Origin of the sequence: Meiothermus sp. QL-1 (assembly GCF_003351145.1) — a bacterium.
GTDB lineage: Bacteria > Deinococcota > Deinococci > Deinococcales > Thermaceae > Meiothermus.
In genome coordinates this window covers 223683-244173 of sequence record NZ_QQSV01000001.1, presented here as the reverse complement: position 1 = coordinate 244173, position 20491 = coordinate 223683, and the positions used below count along the sequence as shown (strand labels likewise).

The following is a 20491-nucleotide window of genomic DNA, read 5'->3' as shown; positions in this document are numbered from 1 at the left end:
CTATAGGGAAAGGGCCCTCCTCAAGGCCTCCGCGAAGGCCTCGGGCTGGTCAATCCAGGGATAGTGGCCGGCCCCCTCGAGCACCTCGAGCCACCCTCCGGTGAGGTCGGCCACCACCTGGGCCTCGGGATAGCTGCTGTGGTCCCGGGAGCCCAGGAGGACGCGGGGGGGGATTTTCACCTCCAGCAGGTAGGGGGTATAGTCGAGCCGCCAGAGCCCGTTTAGAACGAACATCTGCCCCGGGGTCTCGGCCCCCAGGCCGGGGTGGCCCTCGGCCAGCCACTCGTACTCCAACCGGCTATGCTGGGAGGGAAAGAGCAGCGCATCGAAGAGCAGCTTGGGCTCCACCTGGGCCAAGGCCTCCCTGAGCAAGGCTGTGCCGTCGGCGGGGGGCTCCAGCTCCACCCCCTCCAGCCCCCTCAGCGCCAGCGAGGCCCGGTAGAGCTGGGTGGCCAGCCAGGGGAAGTTGGTCCAGGGGTTGATCAGCACCAGGCCCTGGGTGGTGGCGGGCGAGCGGCGGGCATACTCCAGGGCCAGCAGGCCGCCGAAGCCATGGCCCAAAAGGGTCCAGCGGGAAAGACCCAGGTGGGCTCTTAGGGCCAGCAGGTCATCCACCAGCGCGTCTATGGTAAAAAACTCTGGTTTTTCGGGCAAAGCGGGGCTGCGGCCCCCACCCCGCTGGTCCAGGTACAGCACCCGGTAATCTTCCAGCCACTCCCCCAGTCCCTCACGCAAAACATAGCTGCTGCCCCCTGGCCCTCCATGCAGCACCAGGATGGCCGGAGCTGAGAGGGGGCCGGTGTCTTCGAGGTAGACCTCCACCCCCCCATCCAGCCTTACCCAGTCGATCTCCTCCCGCACGGCCTAGCTCACCCTCTGCCCTTCCTCCAGAAGCTCAAAACTCCAGGCCCGCACCCCCTCGAGCCCCGCCGCGGCCGCCTCCACCTCGGGGGTGTAGGCCCAGACCTCGAGCAGGTAAAGCCCCTGCTCTGGGCGGTAGAACAGACGGTAGGGGTGGGGAAAACTGCGGGCCAGCCGGCGCAGCGCCTCCCCGTCCTTGCCCTCGACGAACAGCACCCTCACCGCGCTCCCCCCCGCCAAAGGCGCTCCAGGAAAAGCACCTGGCAGGCCTCCTCCAGGCTGGTCATGAGGGAATAGGCCTGGAGCAGGGCCTTCTCGGGTTCCTCCAGGGTGCTCCTGGTAAAGGCCCCGTGCCCCCGCACCACGCAGGCCGGGTGGGTCTGCAAGGCCTCGGCCACAGCCAAAGCGGCCTCCTCGCTGGCCGAGGCCACCTTGGGGGCCACCACCGGGATCTGCGGGAAGTAGTACTGCCCCTCGAGGTCGATGGGCACGATGGTGTCCAGGTGGAAGGAGAGGGCAATCGCGTGCCGCGGATGGGCATGCACCACCGCAGTGGCCTGGGTCCTCTGGTAGACCGCCCGGTGGATCACCCGCTCTACCGAGGCCCCCTGATCCCGCTCGGGGTCAGGCGCCAGCGGCAACCAGAGAAGGTCCTCAGGGGCCAGATGGGCCTTCTGCACCCCTGAGCGGGTAATCCACAGGCCCTCCCTATCGCGCACCGAGAAGTTGCCTGAGGTGGCCGAGGCCAACCCAGCGGCAAACAGGTCGGCCCCTACCTGCTGAAAGGCCAGGTAAAGGCGGGCCTTCATACCGGGAGTCCCACCGACTTCCTACTCCCGCAGCACCGACTCCGGCCGGGCAGCCCGCCGGCTGGGGGCCACCGGCACCTCGGCCGGCCGGCGGGCTTCCTCCAGGTGCTTGAGGGTCTTCTGGTCCACCACCTGGGTGTTGCGCACGTGGTCGGAGCCGGTGCCCGCGGGGATCAGCTTGCCCAGAATCACGTTCTCCTTGAGGCCGATCAGCTCGTCCACCTTGCCGGCAATGGCCGCCTCGGTGAGCACGTGGGTGGTGTGCTGGAAGCTGGCCGCCGAGAGCCAGCTCTTGGTGGAGAGGGCGCTCTTGGTCACCCCCATCAGCACCGGCTTCCAGCTCGCTGGGGTTTTCCCCTCCCCCATCAGCTTCTCGTTGGTGCTCTCCACATCCCAGCGCTCGATCACCTGGCCCTCCAGGTAGCGGCTGTCGCCGGGGTCGGTGATCTCCACGTACTTGAGCATCTGCCGCACAATCACCTCGATGTGCTTGTCGTGGAGCTTCACCCCCTGGGCCCGGTACACGCGCTGAATCTCGTCGGTCAGGTAGCGCTCCACCGCCTCGGGGCCCTTGGCCTCCAGAAGCTGGTGGGGGTCGATGGCCCCGCGGGTGAGGGGCTGACCGGCCTCCACCGTCTCCCCTTCCTTCACCAGGATGCGGGCCTCCTTGGGCACCTTGTACTCCTTGGAGAAGCCCTCGCTGCTCACAAAGATGCTCACCTTGTCCTCGTGCTCCTCCAGATGGACCACCCCGTCGATCTCGGCGATTACCGCCTTGGCCTTGGGCCGCCGGGCCTCGAAGAGCTCGATCACGCGGGGCAGACCCTGGGTGATGTCGGTGCCGGTGGCCACCCCGCCGGTGTGGAAGGTGCGCATGGTGAGCTGGGTGCCGGGCTCGCCGATGGACTCCGCCGCCACCACCCCCACGCTCTCCCCGATGGAGACCAGCTTGGCCGCCGAGAGGTCCCAGCCATAGCACTGCTGGCAGACCCCGTAGCGGGTGCGGCAGGTGAGGGGGGAGCGGACCGGTACTTCCTCGATTAGGCGCTCCTCGGCAGCCTTCACGATGAAGTTGACGTCCTCCAGGCTAAGCTGGTAGCCCTCAGCGAAGACCCTCCCCCCTACCTCGAACTCGCGGGCCACCGTGCGCCCATAAAGCCCTGACTCGATATCGCTCTTCTTGCGCAGGCGCTTGCTGCGGAAGGCCTCGTCGAACTCCAGGAGGGGCACCGAGATGTAGTCCGGGGTGCCGCAGTCGGCCTCCCGCACAATGACCTCGTGGGCCACATCATGCAGCTTGCGCGTAAGGTAGCCGGAGTCGGCGGTGCGCAGCGCGGTGTCGGCGCCACCCTTGCGGGCCCCGTGGGTGGAGATAAAGTACTCCAGCACCGTAAGCCCCTCGCGGAAGGAGGCCCGCACCGGCACCGGGTAGGTCTCGCCCGAGGGCTTGGCCATGAGCCCGCGCATCCCGGAAATCTGGCGGATCTGCTGGGGGTTGCCCCGGGCCCCCGACTGGCTCATGACGTAGAGGGGGTTGAAGGGGTAGTTCTCCTCGAAGTTCTTGAAGACCGCCTTGGTCACCTTTTCGGTGGTCTCGCTCCAGAGCTGGAGGATCTGGCGGAAACGCTCCTCCTCGGTCAAAAGCCCCATCTCGAAGGCCTGCTCGATCTGGGCCAGCTTGGCATCGGCCTCCTGCAGGTACTGCTTCTTCTCGGCGGGAATCACCGCGTCGTCGATGCCGATGGTCACCCCGCTGGTGGTGGAGAGCACAAAGCCGTAGTACTTGAGGGCATCCAGGAGCTTGGCGGTCTTCTCGATGCCCAAAAGCAGGAAGCTCTTGTAGACCAGGTCCTTGAGGGAGTTCTTCTCCTGGGCCACCTCGAGGTTGACCAGCTCCTGGGCCTTCTCGGGGTCCTCGATGGCCTCAGCCACAATGCGCAGGAAGAGCATCCGCCCCGGCGAGGTCTCCAGGAGTTTATCCCCCACCCGCACCGTGACCACATCCTGGTGGTCCACCACCCCGCTCTGCACCGCCAGCAGGGCCTCGTCGATGCTGCTGAAGACGAATTTCAGCCGGCCCACGCTGGTCTCCTTCCCGGCCACCTTGATGGGGGCGTTGAGGGCCACCTTCCCCTCCTCGTAGGCCCGAATGGCCTCCTCTGGCGTGTCAAAGGCCATCCCCTGGCCCTTCTTCTCGCGGCGAAGCTGGGTCAGGTAGTAAAGCCCCAAAATGATATCCCGCGCCGGCTTGGCAATCGGCTCGCCCGAGGCCGGGGAGAGGATGTTGTGGCTGGAGAGCATCTGGATGCGCGCCTCGGCCTGGGCGTAGCTGGAAAGGGGCACGTGCACGGCCATCTGGTCGCCGTCGAAGTCGGCGTTGAAGGCCTCGCACACCAGGGGGTGGAGCTGGATGGACTGGCCCTCCACCAGCACCGGCTGGAAGGCCTGGATGCCCAGGCGGTGCAGGGTGGGCGCGCGGTTCAGGAGCACCACCTTGCCGTGGATCACCTCTTCCAGCGCGTCCCAGACCTCGTCCTTGATATCGCGCGAGCGCTCCAGCATCTTGCGGGCGGCCTTGACGTTGTTGGCGATGCCCTTCTCCTCCATGCGCTTCAAGAGGAAGGGTTTGAAGAGCTCCAGGGCCATGCGCTTAGGCAGACCGCACTGGTGCAGCTTGAGCTGGGGCCCCACCACGATCACCGAGCGGCCCGAGTAGTCCACCCGCTTGCCCAAAAGGTTTTGGCGGAAGCGGCCCTGCTTGCCCGAGAGGATGTCGGTGAGGGAGCGCAGGGCCCGGTCGGAGCCAGGGTTGGTGACCGGGGTGCCGCGCCGGCCGTTGTCCAAAAGGGCGTCCACCGCTTCTTGCAGCATCCGCTTCTCGTTGCGGATGATCATCTCCGGGGCCCCCTGGGCGAGGAGCTTCTTCAGGCGGTTGTTGCGGTTGATGAGGCGGCGGTAAAGGTCGTTGAGGTCGGAGGTGGCAAAACGCCCCCCATCCACCTGCACCATGGGGCGCAGGTCGGGCGGCAGCACCGGGACTGCTTCCAGGATCATCCACTCCGGGCGGTTGCCGGAGTCGCGGAAGGCCCGCACCACCTCCAGGCGCTTCCTGGCCTTGGCCCGCCGGGCCCGGGAGGGGTGCTTCATCTCCTCCACCAGCTCGGCCTCGAGCACCCCCAGGTCGATTTCCTTGAGCAGCTCCTGGATGGCCTGGGCCCCCATCTTGGCATCGATGTCATAGGACTCAATCACCCGCACCGCCATGCGGATGAAGTCCACCTCCACCCGGCCGTAGATTTCGGAGACCACCTTCCCCCCGTCGGCCAGCACGTCCCCCGGGCTCACCCGGTCGCCGTTGGTGACCTCCACATCGTCCTCGAAGGGGTAGAGCTTGGCCTTCATCACCACGATTGAAGCCGGCTCGTGCAGGTGCACCACCCCGTCCGCCTCGGCGTAGACCTCCTCCTCGGGGTCGATGGCCCCCACCAGCTTGTCGCCCTTGCGCACCTTGGCCCCCTCGGCCACCAGCACGTGCATGTGGGGCTGGAGGGGATAGCTTTTCTCCAGGGTGCGCTCCAGGGTGAAGGAGAGGTGCACCTCTTTCTTGTGCACCTCGGCCTCGAGGCCCACCACCTTGAGGCCCTTGGGCATCCTGAGCTGCCCCTTGCCCTGGGCCAGCACATCGCCGTTCCCCACCAGCTCGCCCTGGCCCACCTTGAGGTGCATGCCGGCGGGAATCAGGTAGACCCCGCCCACCTCACCGGTGTCGGGGTCGAGGACCTTGAGCAAGGCCCCCTCGCCCAGCTCCTCGATCTCCACCGCCCCCGCATCCTCGCTCACAATCTGGTAGGAGGCCTCGAGCTCGGCCAGCGGCTCACCCGGCTGGTAGCGCTCCTGTTCGATCCAGGCCGCCTTGGGCAGCACCAGGCTGGCCCGCTCCTTCAGGGCGTAGGCCACCCGGAGCCGGCGAGGGAAACGGAAGAGGGCCAGGCCATCCATCCGGCTCACAATGCCGGGGGCTAGCTCCTGGCCCTTCTTCACCTCGTCGCCATCTTTGACCAGCGCATCCACGCCCGGGGGAATGGGGTAGGTCTCCTGCTTGCCGAAGCGCAGCTCGCGGTACTCCTCATCGGTGAGAAGCTGCCGCTTCTGGACCGGCACCCCGTTCAGCACCGCCCCCTTGGGGTCGAGGGTGATGTACTTGGCGAAGTAGAGGACCTGCTCGAGCTCCTGCGCCGAGAGGTCCAGCAGGGTGCCGATCTTGCTCGGCACGTCCTTCACATACCAGATGTGGGCCACCGGGGTGGCGAGGTCCACGTGGCCCATGCGGTAGCGCCGCACGATGCTCTTGGTTACCTCCACCCCGCAACGTTCGCAGACCTTGCCCTCAAAGCGCTGGCGCTTGTACTTGCCGCAGGCGCACTCGTAGTCCTTCTGGGGCCCGAAGATGCGCTCATCAAAAAGACCATCCCGTTCGGGCTTCAGGGTGCGGTAGTTGATGGTCTCGGGCTTTTCGACCTCGCCGTAGCTCCACTCGCGGATCTTTTCCGGTGAGGCCAGGCTGATGCGTACCTTGCGAACCTCTCGTCTCGTCATTGTTCCCTCGTCCGCCAACGAAAACGCAGCGGGAAAGCCTACCCTTAGCGCTTAGAGGCCAGCCCCTCGAAGATATCCAGGTGCTTGCCGTTCTCGTCGTAGGTCTCCACGTTGAGGCCCAGCGACTGCAGCTCCTTCACCAAAACCCTAAAGCTCTCCGGCACGCTGGCTTCGGGCACGTCCTCGCCCTTCACCACCGCCTCGTAGGCGGCGTTGCGACCCTCTATGTCGTCGGACTTGATGGTGAGAATCTCCTGCAGGGTGTGGGCCGCCCCGTAGGCTTCCAGGGCCCAGACCTCCATCTCGCCAAAGCGCTGCCCCCCAAACTGGGCCTTGCCGCCCAGGGGCTGCTGGGTGATGAGGGAGTAGGGGCCGGTGGAGCGGGCGTGCATCTTGTCCTCCACCATGTGGTAAAGCTTCATGATGTACATCAGCCCCACCACAATCGGGGCCTCGATGGGCTCCCCCGTGCGCCCGTCGTAAAGCACGCTCTTGCCCTGCTGGAAGACCTGGCGAAGCTGCTCTACCAGGCTCTTTTCCCCATCCACCAGCCCCAGCTTGGCCGCTCGAGCCAGCACCTCGCGCTCGCGGTTGTCAATGCCAAAGCCCGTCTTGGTGCGAAGTTCCCACTTCTTGTCGAAGGCCTGCCCCAGCAGAGCCTTGATCTCCTCCTCGCTGATCCCGTCAAAAACTGGGGTGATGAACTTGAGCCCCAGCTCGTAGCCCGCCAGGCCCAGGTGGGTCTCCAGGATCTGCCCCAGGTTCATCCGGCTCGGCACCCCCAGAGGGTTGAGCACGATGTCCACCGGGGTGCCGTCGGGCAGGTGGGGCATGTCCTCGGGGGGTAGAATCTTGGCCACCACCCCTTTGTTCCCGTGGCGGTTGGCCAGCTTGTCCCCTACCTGGAGTTTGCGCTTCTGCGCCACATAGACCCGCACCACCTCCCGCACCCCGGGCTTGAGCTCCACCCCGGGGTCGCCCCGGCGGAGCCTGAGGGTGCGCACCACGATTCCCCCCTCCCCCGGCGGCACCCGCAGGGAGGTGTCCTTCACGTCGCGGGCCTTCTCGCCAAAGATGCTGCGCAAAAGGCGTTCCTCGGGGGTGGGCTCGGTCTCGCCCTTGAAGCTGGTGCGGCCCACCAGGATGTCCCCCGCCTTAACCTCGGCCCCGATGCGGACCACCCCGTCCTCATCCAGGTCGCGCAAAGCCGCTTCGGAAAGGTTGGGGATGTCCCGGGTGATGCGCTCGGGGCCCAGCTTGGTGTCGCGGGCCTCAATCTCGTAGCGCTCGATGTGCACCGAGGTGTAGAAGTCCCGCCGCAGCAGGTCTTCCGAAATAACGATGGCGTCCTCGTAGTTGTAACCGTCGAAGGGCATGATGGCCACCAGCACGTTCTGACCGAGCGCCAGCATCCCCTCCTCGGCTGCGGGCCCGTCGGCCAGCAGCTCCCCTTTCCGCACCCGTTGCCCCTTGCTCACCCGCGGGCGCTGGTCGAGGGCAGTGCCCTGGTTGGAGCGCACGAAGCGGCGCAGGGGGTACTCGTAGAGCGCGCGGTCGTCGCCCCGCAGCACAATCCGGGTGCTGTCCACGTACTCCACCACCCCATCGGCCTCGGCGTAGATGGAGGTCAGGGAGTCGCGCACCACCCGCTCCTCGATACCGGTCATGACCACCGGGCTTTGGGCCCGGAGCAGGGGCACCGCCTGGGCCTGCATGTTGGAGCCCATCAGGGCCCGGTTGGCGTCGTCGTGCTCCAGGAAAGGAATCAGGTTGGTGTTGACCGAGAAGATCTGCTTGGGCGAGACGTCCATGTACTCGACCTCCTCGGGCCGCACCACCATGGGCTCCCCCTTCTTGCGGGCCACCACCTGCTGGGTGTCGAAGTAACCCTCAGGGGTGAGGGGGGTGTTGGCCTGGGCAATCACGTAGCGGTCCTCCTCGGTGGCGCTCATGTACTCCACCTGGTCGGTAACCCGCCCGTTCTCCACCTTGCGGTAGGGGGTGAGGATGAAGCCCAGGTCGTTGATGCGACCGTAGGAGGCCAGCGACGAGATAAGGCCGATGTTGGCCCCTTCGGGGGTCTCGATGGGGCAGATGCGCCCGTAGTGGGTGCGGTGCACGTCGCGCACATCGAAGCCGGCCCGCTCCCGGGTCAGGCCGCCCGGGCCCAGCGCCGAGATCCGCCGCTTGTGGCGCAGCTCGGAAAGGGGGTTGGTCTGGTCCTTGAACTGGCTGAGCTGGCTGCGGCCAAAAAACTCGCGGATGGCCGCCACCAGCGGGCGGTTGTTGACCAGCTTGGCTGGGGTGGCCGACTCGGGTGAGCCCAAAAGCATCCGCTCGCGCACCCCGCGCGCGAGCCGCGAGAGGCCCACCCGGAACTGGTCGGCCAAAAGCTCACCCACGGTGCGGATGCGGCGGTTGCCCAGGTGGTCGATATCGTCCGCCTCAAAGCCCGGTTCGCCCGCCTGCAGGGCAAAGAGGTATCTGAGCACCGGCAGCAGCCCCTCGTCCTTGAACTCCCCGTTCTCGAAGCGGATGAGCATCCGACCCGAGAGGGTGATGCCCAGCTTCTGCTGGGTCTTGTAGCGGCCCGCCTCGCCCAGGTCGTAGCGACGCGGGTCGGAGAGGAGGGAGTGCAGATAGGCCACGGCCTTGTCCCGCTTGGGGGGGTCGCCGGGCCGCAGCTCGGTGAAGAGCTTCAAAAGGGCCTCGTCCGGGCTCATCTCCAGCACCTTGGTGCCGCGGTACTGGGCCTCCAGAAGCCCCGGCAGAAGCTCGCCGTACTGGCCCAGCTCCCTAACCAGGCCCTCCGGGGTGTAGCCCAAGACCCGCAAAAGCAGGGCCAGGGGGAACTTCTTCTTGTTGACCTTCATGACCACGATGCCCGACTGCTCGAACTCGAGGTCAATCCAAGGCCCCCGCTTGGGCAGGGGAATCACCGAGGCCACATAGCGCCCCGGGCGGGTCTGGTCGGGGGTGAAGTAGACCCCGGGGGAGCGGTGAATCTGGGAGACGATCACCCGGTCGGCCCCGTTGACGATGAACGAGCCGTCCTCGGTCATGAGGGGAAGGTCGCCCAGGAAGACCTCGTCCTCCTTGATGAGGCCGGTATCGCGGTGGATGAGCTGAAGCCGGGCGTAGAGGGGGGCCTGGTAGGTCAGGTCTTTCTCACGGCACTCATCCTGATCAAAGGGGGGCTCGCCGATGCGGTACTCCAGGAAGTCCAGCACCAGCCCGCGCCCCTTCTCGCCTTCCTCAATGGGAAAGGTCTCCTTGAAAGCAGCCTGCAGACCGACGTTCTCCCGCTTAGAGGGAGGGACATCGGCCTGCAGGGCTTTTTTGAAGGACTCGACCTGGATTTCGGTCAGGGGCGGGAGGGGAATAACCTCTTTGATCCTACCGTACCGCTCTATCTTCATCCAGCACCTCGCAACCCGCAGGCTTTTCCCCACGCCCTGGGGGCGTGGAATAGGTGTCCATGGGTCGTATGGGGATTTCCGTAAGCTAACAGGGTTCTTCCGCAGGCGAGCACTCCCTGCGGCGGCTGGCTCTTACGTGGTTTGTGGCGCACGGGCCACAAAACATAGACCGTATGTTAGCACGCACCTCCACACAAAGGCAAGAGGTACCCCGGCGCCCAAGCTTTGGGGCGATTGTAGCACAACCCAAAGACTCCAGGCTAGGCTGCCTGCGGACGGGGCTTGGCCCCCAGGTAACGCCCCGCAGTCCAGACGAGCACCCCGGCGAAAACCAGCCGCAGCCAAAATTCGGGGAGCTGGTTGGCCACCGTCCCCCCCAGGAAGGCCCCCAGCAGAATGCCGAGCACCAGCCCCGGCAGATGGGCCTGGGCCAGGTAGCCGTGGCGGAAGTGGGTATAAGAGCCCACCACCGCCGGAGGAACCATGGCCAGGAGCGAGGTGCCCTGGGCGGTGTGCTGTTCCAAGCCCAGCCCGAGCACCAGAATGGGCACAATGATGGTGCCCCCGCCCACCCCCAGCAGCCCCGAGGCGAAGCCTGCCGCGGCTCCGGTCAGGGCAAGCAAAACCAGCCGCAGCCCTCCATCCAGCGGCTCGCTTACATGGGGGATGTAGGGTTTGAGGATAAGGCTCAGGGCCACCAGCACCAGGTACCACCCAAAGACCCGCTTGAGCCGCCACTCGGCCAGGCGGTGGGCATAGCGGGCTCCCCAGCCGGCAGTGAGCATGGCGGTGGGCACGATGAGAAAAGCCCCCAACCAGTCCACCCTATTCTCCAGGGCATAGGTGAGGGCCCCGACCATCCCCGTAAAGACCACCATGACCAGGCTGGTGGCCACCGCGCTGTGCTGGGTAAGCCCCAAAAACGCATTCATCAGGGGAACCGCCAAAACCCCTCCCCCGAGGCCCACCAGCCCCCCGAAAGCGCCCGCCAGCAAACCGATGAAGAGCCCAGAAAGCTTCACACCTGTTTATACCACGACCCCTCAGGCAGGCAGCGCACGCGCCAGCCAGCCGAGCCAGTTCTCCCCCAGCACCCCGGGCCGGTGGGGCTCGGGCACCCACCCGGCCAGCTTGCCGAGGTCAGCCGGCCCTTCCAGACCCAAGGGGGCTTCGTGTAGCCCGAAGCCGCCGTCGAAGTCCGAACCCAGGCCCACCCTTTCCCAGCCCACCTGGGCCGCAACGTAGGCCAGGTGCCGCCCCACCACGGCCAGAGGCAGGCGGGGCTGGCCGCGCCGCCAGGCGGGGTCCAGGAAGAGGTTGTACAGCACCACGCCCACCACCCCCTCCCGGGCCCCCAGCGCCCGCAGCATGGCATCGCTCAGGTGGCGGTTGGCCAGGGGGTTTGCCTCCCCCCCCAGCAGCGCCCGGGGGTTGCTGTGGGTGGCGCACAAAGCCCCCCCGAAGACCGCCAGGGCCTGCCAGAAGGCCGCCTCGTCCAGGTGGGAGCAGTCCAGGGCCACCCCCTGGGCCTGCATGGCCCAAAGGAGCTCCTGGCCCAAGGGCGTGAGGCCCCCGGGCTCGCGGGTTCCCCCTGCATAGCGGGTGCGGTTCCAGGCCGGGGCAATGAGGCGCACCCCATGGCCCCACCAGAAGGCCACCTCCTCAGGTACCCGCACGCACTCGGCCCCCTCAATCAAAAGGACCAAAGCCGGCGCCCTGTCCTGCTGCCACCGTACCCGATGCTCCACCAAATCCGCGCGGCGACGCAGGATGCGCACCCAGCCGGCCTCCTCCCAGCGCAGGTAGAGCTCGAGCTGGCGCAGGGCTGCCCGGTGCGCCTCTTCTGGCGTGGGGTAGCGGCGAGGGTCTACCCAGAGGGTGGCGAAGACCACCCCCACCCCTGCCTCCCGCAAAGCGGGCAGGGTGACCAGGGGCACCTCGGAGCAGGTGTCCCGCCGGCGCAGCTCGGCCAGGGGCAGGGTGAGGTCGCGGCCCAGCTCGAGGGCGTTGTAGGCCAGATCGAGGTGGGCATCCACCATCATCGCACAGGCTCCTGCGGGGCGACCGGCACCACCCGCACAAAGCGGTCCTTGCCGCGCTGGAGCACCCTGGGCCGGTCGAGGGTTACCTCGGCCCTGGGGTCGGTCAGCACCTCCCCGTCGAGCCGGAGCCCCCGCTGCTCAATAAGGCGCCGGGCCTCGGCGTTGGAGGGGGTAAGGCCGGCCAGGGTGAAAAGTCTGGCCACCGCAATCCGACCCTCCTGCAAGGCCTCGGGGCCAAGCCGCACCTCGGGCATCTCCTCGGGGATGCCCCCCTGGGCAATGCTGCGGTAGCGGGCATCGGCGGCCAGCACCCGCTGGGCCACCTCGTGGGCGCCAGTGGCCTCGAGCCGCACGTCGTGCCCTTCGTAGTGGAAGACCAGGCCCAGCGAGCGGGCGAAGGCCAGGTCAATCCGGGCGGGAATGCGGGGCAGGGCATAGGCCGCGCTGAGCAAAGCCGCCAGCACCCGATGGGCCCCCAGCATCCCCCCCTGGGCCAGCACCTCCTCCACCTGGGCGGCCTCGAGGTCGGTGCAAAGCTCAAAGTACTGCCGCAGAGCGCTATCGGGCACCTTCATCAGCTTGGCGTAGAAGGTGGGGGTCTCGTCGTAGATGCCCACGTAGTTGTCCAGGCTCTTGGACATCTTTTCTACCCCGTCCAGCCCCACCAGGATGGGCATGATGAAGGCCACCTGCCGCTCCAGGCCATAGGCCGCCTGTACCTCGCGGCCCACCAGCAGGTTGAAGCGCTGGTCAGTACCGCCCATCTCCACATCGCAGGCGATGGGCACCGAGTCGTAGCCCTGGGCCAGGGGGTAGAGGAACTCGTGCAGCGAGATGGGAACCTGGTGGGTGTAGCGGTTTTTGAAGTCCTCGCGCTCGAGCATCTGGGCCACGGTGAGGAGCGAGGCCAGCTTGATGAGCTCCTTGAAGCCGAGGTTCTCCAGCCACTCCGAGTTGTAGCGCATCTCAAAGCGCTCAGGGTCGTCGGTGATGAGAATCTTGCCCACCTGCGCCACGTAGCTTTGGGCGTTGGCCCGGGTCTCCTCCAGGGTGAGGGGGGGGCGGGTCTTGCTGCGGCCCGAGGGGTCGCCAATCATGGCGGTGAAGTCGCCGATGATGAGCACCACCTTGTGCCCCAGCTCCTGAAAGAGCCGCATCTTGCGCAGCACCACCGCGTGGCCCAGGTGGATGTCGGGCCGGGTAGGGTCCAGGCCCAGCTTGACCACCAGCCTCTTCCCTGACTCGAGCTTGCGCAGCAGGTCTTCCTCGGGGATGACCTCGACCGCCCCCCGCTTGAGTAGTTCCAGCGCCTCTCGGGCCGTCATGCCCCCAAGTATACGGGCTCAGTACACCTGGAACCCCCTGAGCCCGGCGGCCTCCCCCCACTGGACCTCGAGGCCCTCCACCCGGGCCTCCCTGGGGCCCTGGCGCAGGTGGTGCAGGAAGAGCTCCAGATGGGCCTCCTCCCCTTCGGCCACCACCTCCACCCGGCCGTCCGTCAGGTTCTCGGCATACCCCGAAAGGCCAAGCTCCAGGGCCTTCTGGCGGGCAAAGTAGCGGTAGCCCACCCCCTGTACCCGCCCGCGCACCAGGACCGTCACCCGCCGCACGGCTCCAATCTAACCCACAGGCTAGCGACCCGCCACAGCCTGGGCCTGCACCCCGGGCTGGAGGAAGTCGTTGGTGTAGAAGGCCGTGGGGGGAAGCTCGGTCTGGACCCGCCCGGTCTGCTTCAAAAGGTTGAGGCTGCTCGCCCAGGCTTCTGGGCTCGAGAACCCCAGGCCCATCCGGCGGGTATAAGGCGACTGGTAAAGCCGCACCGAGGCCCTGAGCACCGCCATGCGCTCCTCGCCCAGGTTGGGCACGTAACGCCGGGCCGCCTCAAAGCCCCGCCTGGGGTCGGCCAGGGTGCGGGCCAGCCCCTCCTGCGAAGCAGCCAAAAAACGCCGCACCAGCTCGGGGTTTTCCAGCACCCTGTCGGTGGTAATGACCCCGTTGCCGGGGCTTTTGTTGTAGGGGCCCGCAGGAATCACGTTGAGCCTTACCCCCCGGGCCTGCAGGAAGACCGGCTCGTTGTTGATGAAGCCCATGGCCGCATCCACCCGGCCCGAGACCACCGCCTCGGCCTGGGTAAAACCGATCTGCACAATGCGCAGGTCGCTTTCCTTCAGGCCCGCAGCCCGCAGCATGGCCTGCAGGGAGGTGAGGGAAACCCCAAACATCCCGGGCATCCCCAAAGTCTTCCCCCTGAGGTCGCGCACCGAGCGGATGTTCTTCTCGGCCAGCGAGAAGATGGCGTTGGGCACCGACTGGTACATGGCCATCACGTACTTGAAGGGGGTGGCCTGGGGGTTCTGCGCCCGGAGGACGATGACATCCTCAGCATCCCCCACCACAAAGTCGAGCCGCCCCTGGGCCAGAAGAGGGTAGAGCTCGGTCACAAAGCCGTGCTGGAACTCCACCTCGAGGCCCCGCTGGGCGTAGAGCCCCTCCACCACCCCCAGGTAAAAGGGGGCAAACTGCACATCGGGAAGGTAACCCAGCCCCACCCGCACCTTCTGGGGCTGGGCCAAAACCAGCGAAAAGAGCAAAATCAGGACAAAGAAGTACCTTTGCATGGAAACCACCCCAACTACGCTTCGCCGGCGCAGGTGCGCCAGCCGCCTTTATGCCTTGGGCTACCAGGACCTAGCTTGTGGTGGGGATTTTTCAGGAAGTGTCGCTCACCTCTTGCGCCCGGGCACAGGGCACCCGGACTTCACTCCTTCTCCCATCCGGACTTTAACCGTCGGCTTCGGATTTTCACCGAATCGGGCCTGGAGCAAGATTTCCAGGCTTCGCGGGCTTGGGGACATGCCCCTCACCGCCGGTGGGGAATTCCACCCCGCCCTGAAGGAATGGGCCTTTAGGCCCACACCCAGTTTATTCCCAAGCCCTTTGCTTGCAAAGTAAGCTAGACTAGCTGGAAAGGAGGTAGGGCAGTGGCAACCCTGAGCGAGGCAGAGCTGCAGGAAGGCTTGGAGAGGCTGGCTGGCTGGCAGGTGGTGGAAGGCCGGCTGGAGAAGACCTTCGCCTTCAAGACCTACCCTGAAGGGGTGGCCTTTGCGGTGAAGGTGGCCCTTCTGGCCGAGCGCACCGACCACCACCCGGACAGCCTGGAGGTCCGGTGGGGCCAGGTGCGGGTGGCCTACGTGACCCACTCGGCTGGGGGCATCACCCGGCTCGACCTCGAGGCCGCTGCCCAGGTAGACGCCCTGGTCTAGGGGGAACACCTCACACGTTTTATCATCTGGGTAGAGGGTAGACTAGGAAGCCGTGAGTATGGAGCACACCCTCGACAGTTCCAACCTGGCCTACCTCGAGGCCCTCTACCAGGCATACCAGGAGAACCCCAGCGCCATCCCGCCCGAGTGGTCGCGCTACTTCCAGGCGGTACAGGCCGAGCCCTACAACGGAACCGCCCGACCATCCGAGGCCAACTTATCCGAGCTGGCCTCGTTTTTTTTGCGCGCGGTGCGCTTCTTGCGCACCTACCGAGAACGGGGGCACCTCATCGCCCAGATCGACCCCCTGGGCCGCACGCGCCGCACCCCGCCCGAGCTCGACCCCAGCTACTTCGGGCTGACCGAGGCCGACCTGGACCGCCCGGTTCCCCCTGAGCTGGGGGCCCCCACGCTGCGGGCGGTGCTCGAGCAGTACAAGACCCGCTACAGCGGCACGGTGGGGATTGAGTACGGCCACCTGGACGATCCCACGGTGCGCACCTGGATCGAGGCCCGCCTGAGCGCCGGCTTTGCCCGGCCCACTCCAGAGCAAAAGCGCAGAATCCACGAACGGCTGATGCAGGCCACCCTCTTCGAGGAGTTCTTGCAGAAGAAGTACCTGGGGGCCAAGACCTTCAGCCTGGAGGGCACCGAGGCCCTGATTCCCCTCCTCGACCTGACCCTGGAGGCCGCCGCCCGCCAGGGGGTGGTGGAGGTGGTGATGGGCATGGCCCACCGCGGCCGGCTCAACGTGCTGGCCAATGTGGTCAAAAAGCCCCTGCGGGACATATTTTTGGAGTTTGAGGAGCACTTCCCCGAGGGGTACCAGGGGGATGTGAAGTACCACCTGGGCTACTCCAGCGACATCGAAACCCCCTTCGGCAAGGTCCACCTCTCGCTCAACTTCAACCCCTCCCACCTGGAGTTCGTGGCCCCGGTGGCCCTGGGCCGCACCCGGGCCAAGCAGGACCGCTTCGGTGATACCAAGCGGGAGAAGGGGATGCTCCTTCTGGTTCACGGGGACGCCGCCTTCATCGGCGAAGGCATCGTGCAGGAAACCCTCAACATCTCGGGCCTCCCGGCCTACACCGTGGGCGGTGCGGTGCACATCATCCTCAACAACCAGCTCGGCTTCACCACCGAGCCCCACGAGTACACCTCCGGCCGCTACGCCACCGAGATTGCCAAGATGGTGGAGTCGCCCATCTTCCACGTCAACGCCGAGGATCCCGAGGCCCTGGTAGGGGTGGTGGAGCTGGCCATGGAGTTTCGCCGGGCCTTCAAGCGGGACGTCTTCATCGACCTGGTGGGCTACCGCCGGCGGGGGCACAACGAGACCGATGAGCCGAGCTTCACCCAGCCGGAGATGTACCGGCTCATCGCGGCCAAGAAGCCCCTCTACCAGACCTACCAGGCCAAGCTGCTGGCCGAGGGGCTTTGCACCAAGGAGGGCTGCGAGGGCTTGGCGCGGCAGTACCAGGAGACCCTCGAGGCCGCCTTCTCCGGGGCCCGGCGCGAACCCACCCCCACCCGACCCCCCGCGGGCGGCGGGGTCTGGAAGGGGTATCTGGGCGGGCCCGAGGAGGGGGTGCCCGACCCCGAGACCGGGGTGCCCCTGGAGAAGCTCCAGGCCCTGATGGAGGGCCTCACCCGGCTGCCCGAAGGGTTCACCCTGCACCCCCGGCTGGTCAGGTTCGTGGAGGCCCGGCGGGAGATGGGCCAGAACAAGCGCCCTTTGGACTGGGCGGCGGCCGAGATGCTGGCCTTCGCCTCGCTCGCCGTGGAGGGGCACCGGGTGCGGCTTTCCGGCCAGGACGCGGTGCGGGGCACCTTCACCCAACGCCACGCCGCCTTCGTCGACTACCGCACGGGCGAGCGCTACTTCCCCGCCAGCCACCTGGCCGAGGGACAGGCCCCGGTGGAGCTCTACAACTCGGCCCTCTCCGAAGCAGGGGTGCTGGGCTTTGAGTACGGCTACAGCCTGGACATGCCCGAGGCCCTGGTGGTCTGGGAAGCCCAGTACGGCGACTTCGTAAACACCGCCCAGGTTATCATTGACCAGTTCATCGCCTCGGCCGAGGCCAAGTGGAGCCGGCTCTCGGGCATCGTGCTCCTCCTGCCCCACGGCATGGAGGGAGGGGGCCCAGAGCACAGCAGCGCCCGGCTCGAGCGCTTCTTGCAGCTCGGCTCCAACGACAACATGCAGGTGGTCTACCCCACCACCCCCGCGCAGTACTTCCACCTGCTGCGGCGGCAGGTCAAACGCCCCTGGCGCAAGCCCCTCATCGTCATGACCCCCAAGAGCCTGCTGCGCAACCCTGATGCGGTATCTCCCCTGGAAGAGCTCACCCGCGGCCGCTTCCAACGGGTGCTGGCCGGGCCGCCTAGACCGGAGGCCAGGCGGGTTCTTCTGTGCTCGGGCAAGGTCTACTACGACCTCGAGGCCGCCCGCCGCGCAGCCGGGCAGGAGGATGTGGCCCTGGTGCGCCTCGAGCAGCTCTACCCCTTCCCCGAAAAAGAGCTTTCGGCAGCCCTGGCCGCCTACCCCAAGGCCACCGAGGTGGTCTGGGTACAGGAAGAGCCGGCCAACATGGGGGCCTGGTGGTTCATCCGGGCCCGCTTCGGCGACCGGATTTGCGGCCACCCCCTGCGGGTGGTGGCCCGGCCCGAGTCCAGCAGCCCCGCGGTGGGCTCTAAGAAGGTGCACGACAAGGAACAACAGGCCCTGGTACGACAGGCCCTGGGGCTTTAGGCTTTAGCCCGGGAGGAAACGGATGATAGAGCTCAAAATCCCCCCCGTGGGTGAGTCCATCACCGAAGTGGAAATCGGCCAGTGGCTCAAAAAAGAGGGCGATACCGTGCAGACCGACGAGCCGGTGGTGGAGCTGGTCACCGACAAGGCCACCCTGGAGCTACCTGCCCCTGCCACGGGCGTGCTGAGCAAGATTCTCATCCCCAAAGGCCAGGCCCGGGTAGGGGACGTGGTGGCCCTGCTGGAGGAAGGCGAGGCCCAAAGCACCCCGAAGCCCCAGGCCGCCACCCCACCACCCCCTCCCAGCGAGAAGGTCATGCCCGCTGCCGCCCGCCTGGCCGCCCAGAGCGGGGTGGACCCCACCCGCCTTACGGGCAGCGGCCCGGGCGGACGGGTGCTCAAGGAGGACGTGCAAAGGGCCCTCACCCCCCCACCCCCCACCCCGGTAGCCCCTCCGGCTCCTTCTGCCGAGCGTCGGGACGAGGTGGTGCCCATGACCCCCCTCCGGCGCCGCATCGCCGAGCGGCTCCTTTTGGCCAAGCAGAGCACCGCCATGCTCACCACCTTCAACGAGGCCGACATGGGGGCGGTGATGGAGCTGCGGCGGGAGTTCGGCGAGAGCTTCCAGAAGAAGCACGGGGTCAAGCTCGGTTTCATGAGCTTCTTCGTCAAGGCGGTGGTGCAGGTCCTGCAGGAAATCCCCCAGCTCAACGCTGAAATCCGCGGCACCGACATCGTCTACCACCACTACTACGACATTGGCATCGCGGTGGGCGGCGGCGAGGGGCTGGTGGTGCCCGTAATCCGCAACGCCGACAAGCTTTCTATGGCCCAGATCGAGCAGACCATCGCCGACTTCGCCCAGCGGGTCAAGGAAAGGAAGATCAAGCCGGAAGAGCTCCTGGGCGGCACCTTTACCATCACCAACGGGGGCATCTACGGCTCCTTGAACTCCACCCCCATCCTGAACCCTCCCCAGGTGGGCATCCTGGGCATGCACGCCATCGTGGAGCGCCCGGTGGCGCGGGGCGGGGCGGTGGTCATCCGGCCCATGATGAACCTGGCCCTTTCCTACGACCACCGCATCGTGGACGGGCGGGAGGCGGTAACCTTCCTCCGGCGGGTCAAGGAGCTGATCGAGAACCCGGTGCGCCTGGTGCTGGAAATCTGAGCCCGGCAGCGTGCGAGGTCTTATGCCCAAACATCAACTCGTGGTTATCGGTGCAGGGCCGGGCGGCTATGTGGCCGCCATCCGGGCAGCCCAGCTCGGGCTGAACGTGGCCTGCGTGGAAAAGGAGGCCGCCCTGGGCGGCACCTGCTTGCGGGTAGGATGCATCCCCTCCAAGGCCCTTCTGGAAGCCAGCGAGCGGATCCATGCCGCTTTGCACAACCGGCTCGTGGGGCTCAGGATTAAGGAGGCCGAGCTGGACCTGGCCGCTTTGATGGCCCACAAGGACAGGGTGGTCCGGGCCAATACCCAGGGCATCGAGTACCTGTTCAAGAAGAACGGGGTGGTGCGCTACCACGGCCACGGGCGGCTGCTGGACCCCCACCGGGTGCGGGTGGAAGGCCCGGAAGGGGTGGTGGAGCTCGAGGCCGAGCGCATCCTGATCGCCACCGGCTCCAAAGTGGCCCCCCTCAAGGGGGTGGAGCTCGACTACGACATCGTGGGCACCTCCGACCAGGCCATCGCCTACCCCCAGGTGCCCGAGCACCTGGTGGTCATCGGGGGAGGGGTGATCGGGCTCGAGCTGGGCTCGGTCTGGCACCGGCTGGGGGCTAGGGTTACGGTGCTGGAGTACCTGCCCACCATTCTGGGCGGCATGGACGGGGAAATCGCCCGCACCGCCGAGAAAATCTTCAAAAAACAGGGCCTGGACATCCGCACCGGGGTGCGGGTCACGAGGGCCTATGCCCAGGATGGAAGGGGCATCGTAGAGTACGAAGGGGGCGAGCCCCTGGTGGCCGACCGGGTACTCCTGGCCACCGGCCGCATCCCCAACACCGAGGGGCTGGGGCTGGAAAACGTGGGAATCACCCTCGATGAGCGGGGGCGCATTCCCGTAAACGCCCACTACCAGACCGCTGTGCCCCACATCTATGCCATCGGGGACGTCATCGCCGGCCCCATGCTAGCCCACAAGGCCGAGGAGGAGGGCTACGCCGCCGTGGAGCACATGGTGAGCGGATACGGCCACGTGGACTACAACGCCATCCCCAGTGTGGTCTACACCCACCCCGAGGTTGCCGGGGTGGGCAAGACCGAGGAAGAGCTCAAAGCGGCCGGCATCCCCTACAAGAAGGGCACCTTCCCCTTCTCAGCCAACGGCCGGGCCCGGGCCATGAACGACACCGAGGGGCTGGCCAAAGTGCTGGCCCACGCCGAGACCGACCGCCTCCTGGGGGTGCACATCGTCGGTCCTCGGGCGGGCGACCTCATCGCCGAGGCGGCTGTGGCCCTGGCCTTCCACGCCTCGGCCGAGGACCTGGCCCGGGCCTCCCACGCCCACCCCACCCTGGCCGAGGTCCTCAAGGAGGCTGCCCTGGCGGCCTGGGACCGCCCCCTCCACATCTAGCCCCGGCCCCGAACCAGCAGGTTGGCAAAGCCCAGAGCCAGAACCAGCACCATGCCCAAGGCCCAGAGGGGAAAGGCGGCTGGAATCCAACCCTGGCTCTGGGCCAGGTACAAAAGCCCGGCCACCAGCAAAGCAATCAGGGCCCAAAGAGCGAACGACTTCAATCCTTCCAT

At 66.7% G+C, this 20491-nt stretch carries 15 protein-coding genes and 1 riboswitch; of the genes, 4 read left to right on the top strand and 11 right to left on the bottom strand.

Going from position 1 to position 20491, the window contains the following annotated elements; translation table 11 throughout:
* The 10 genes from DV704_RS01175 to DV704_RS01130 form a co-directional block, all read right to left on the bottom strand.
* Positions 1 to 861 (bottom strand): alpha/beta fold hydrolase, encoded by an 861-nt coding sequence (locus DV704_RS01175; RefSeq protein ID WP_114797723.1) that lies wholly within the window; start codon positions 859 to 861, stop codon positions 1 to 3.
* A gap of 3 nt (positions 862 to 864) precedes the next feature.
* Positions 865 to 1083, bottom strand: a complete 219-nt coding sequence (locus tag DV704_RS01170; protein WP_114797998.1) for a hypothetical protein — start codon at positions 1081 to 1083, stop codon at positions 865 to 867.
* On the bottom strand, positions 1080 to 1670 hold the full coding sequence (locus DV704_RS01165) for a class II aldolase/adducin family protein (protein WP_114797722.1): 591 nt from the start codon (positions 1668 to 1670) through the stop codon (positions 1080 to 1082). The genes DV704_RS01170 and DV704_RS01165 overlap by 4 nt, the downstream gene beginning before the upstream one ends.
* 21 nt (positions 1671 to 1691) lie before the next feature.
* Positions 1692 to 6266, bottom strand: coding sequence for a DNA-directed RNA polymerase subunit beta' (locus DV704_RS01160; RefSeq protein ID WP_114797721.1), 4575 nt, complete (start codon positions 6264 to 6266; stop codon positions 1692 to 1694).
* A 44-nt stretch (positions 6267 to 6310) separates the two neighbouring features.
* Complete coding sequence (locus DV704_RS01155; protein ID WP_114797720.1) at positions 6311 to 9685, bottom strand: DNA-directed RNA polymerase subunit beta; 3375 nt, start codon at positions 9683 to 9685, stop codon at positions 6311 to 6313.
* 260 nt (positions 9686 to 9945) lie between these two features.
* Positions 9946 to 10707 (bottom strand): sulfite exporter TauE/SafE family protein, encoded by a 762-nt coding sequence (locus tag DV704_RS01150; RefSeq protein ID WP_114797719.1) that lies wholly within the window; start codon positions 10705 to 10707, stop codon positions 9946 to 9948.
* A 21-nt stretch (positions 10708 to 10728) separates the two neighbouring features.
* Positions 10729 to 11727 (bottom strand): dipeptidase, encoded by a 999-nt coding sequence (locus DV704_RS01145; RefSeq protein WP_114797718.1) that lies wholly within the window; start codon positions 11725 to 11727, stop codon positions 10729 to 10731.
* Positions 11724 to 13052: a tyrosine--tRNA ligase gene (gene tyrS / locus DV704_RS01140; RefSeq protein ID WP_114797717.1), complete on the bottom strand. Its 1329-nt coding sequence runs from the start codon at positions 13050 to 13052 to the stop codon at positions 11724 to 11726. Before tyrS ends, DV704_RS01145 begins: the two co-directional genes overlap by 4 nt.
* 18 nt (positions 13053 to 13070) lie before the next feature.
* Complete coding sequence (locus DV704_RS01135; RefSeq protein ID WP_114797716.1) at positions 13071 to 13337, bottom strand: acylphosphatase; 267 nt, start codon at positions 13335 to 13337, stop codon at positions 13071 to 13073.
* 21 nt (positions 13338 to 13358) lie between these two features.
* Positions 13359 to 14345 (bottom strand): ABC transporter substrate-binding protein, encoded by a 987-nt coding sequence (locus tag DV704_RS01130; RefSeq protein WP_114797997.1) that lies wholly within the window; start codon positions 14343 to 14345, stop codon positions 13359 to 13361.
* Between the two features lie 140 nt (positions 14346 to 14485).
* Positions 14486 to 14628: riboswitch (FMN riboswitch) on the bottom strand.
* 80 nt (positions 14629 to 14708) lie between these two features.
* Here DV704_RS01130 and DV704_RS01125 point away from each other — a divergent pair.
* Genes DV704_RS01125 through lpdA form a run of 4 tightly spaced genes read left to right on the top strand, consistent with a single transcriptional unit; the run spans position 14709 to position 20318 of the window.
* On the top strand, positions 14709 to 14990 hold the full coding sequence (locus tag DV704_RS01125) for a 4a-hydroxytetrahydrobiopterin dehydratase (RefSeq protein WP_114797715.1): 282 nt from the start codon (positions 14709 to 14711) through the stop codon (positions 14988 to 14990).
* A gap of 58 nt (positions 14991 to 15048) precedes the next feature.
* Entirely contained in the window at positions 15049 to 17742 is a 2694-nt protein-coding gene (locus DV704_RS01120) for a 2-oxoglutarate dehydrogenase E1 component (protein ID WP_114797714.1), read from the top strand.
* 22 nt (positions 17743 to 17764) lie between these two features.
* Positions 17765 to 18913 carry a 2-oxoglutarate dehydrogenase complex dihydrolipoyllysine-residue succinyltransferase gene (gene odhB, locus DV704_RS01115; protein WP_114797713.1) on the top strand — a complete coding sequence of 383 codons (1149 nt, stop codon included), beginning with the start codon at positions 17765 to 17767 and terminating at the stop codon, positions 18911 to 18913.
* Positions 18914 to 18935: 22 nt separating this feature from the next.
* Entirely contained in the window at positions 18936 to 20318 is a 1383-nt protein-coding gene (gene lpdA / locus DV704_RS01110; protein WP_114797712.1) for a dihydrolipoyl dehydrogenase, read from the top strand.
* Here the strand turns inward: lpdA and DV704_RS12200 are convergent.
* Positions 20315 to 20491 carry a hypothetical protein gene (locus tag DV704_RS12200; protein WP_199489913.1) on the bottom strand — a complete coding sequence of 59 codons (177 nt, stop codon included), beginning with the start codon at positions 20489 to 20491 and terminating at the stop codon, positions 20315 to 20317. The genes lpdA and DV704_RS12200 overlap by 4 nt on opposite strands.

Bases quoted from the DNA above. Each gene is read 5' to 3' on its own strand.
- DV704_RS01165 (WP_114797722.1), bottom strand. From the start codon at position 1,670: ATGAAGGCCCGCCTTTACCTGGCCTTTCAGCAGGTAGGGGCCGACCTG.
- DV704_RS01160 (WP_114797721.1), bottom strand. From the start codon at position 6,266: ATGACGAGACGAGAGGTTCGCAAGGTACGCATCAGCCTGGCCTCACCG.
- DV704_RS01120 (WP_114797714.1), top strand. From the start codon at position 15,049: ATGGAGCACACCCTCGACAGTTCCAACCTGGCCTACCTCGAGGCCCTC.
- tyrS (WP_114797717.1), bottom strand. From the start codon at position 13,052: ATGACGGCCCGAGAGGCGCTGGAACTACTCAAGCGGGGGGCGGTCGAG.
- DV704_RS01145 (WP_114797718.1), bottom strand. From the start codon at position 11,727: ATGATGGTGGATGCCCACCTCGATCTGGCCTACAACGCCCTCGAGCTG.
- DV704_RS01155 (WP_114797720.1), bottom strand. From the start codon at position 9,685: ATGAAGATAGAGCGGTACGGTAGGATCAAAGAGGTTATTCCCCTCCCG.
- DV704_RS01130 (WP_114797997.1), bottom strand. From the start codon at position 14,345: ATGCAAAGGTACTTCTTTGTCCTGATTTTGCTCTTTTCGCTGGTTTTG.
- odhB (WP_114797713.1), top strand. From the start codon at position 17,765: ATGATAGAGCTCAAAATCCCCCCCGTGGGTGAGTCCATCACCGAAGTG.
- lpdA (WP_114797712.1), top strand. From the start codon at position 18,936: ATGCCCAAACATCAACTCGTGGTTATCGGTGCAGGGCCGGGCGGCTAT.
- DV704_RS12200 (WP_199489913.1), bottom strand. From the start codon at position 20,491: ATGGAAGGATTGAAGTCGTTCGCTCTTTGGGCCCTGATTGCTTTGCTG.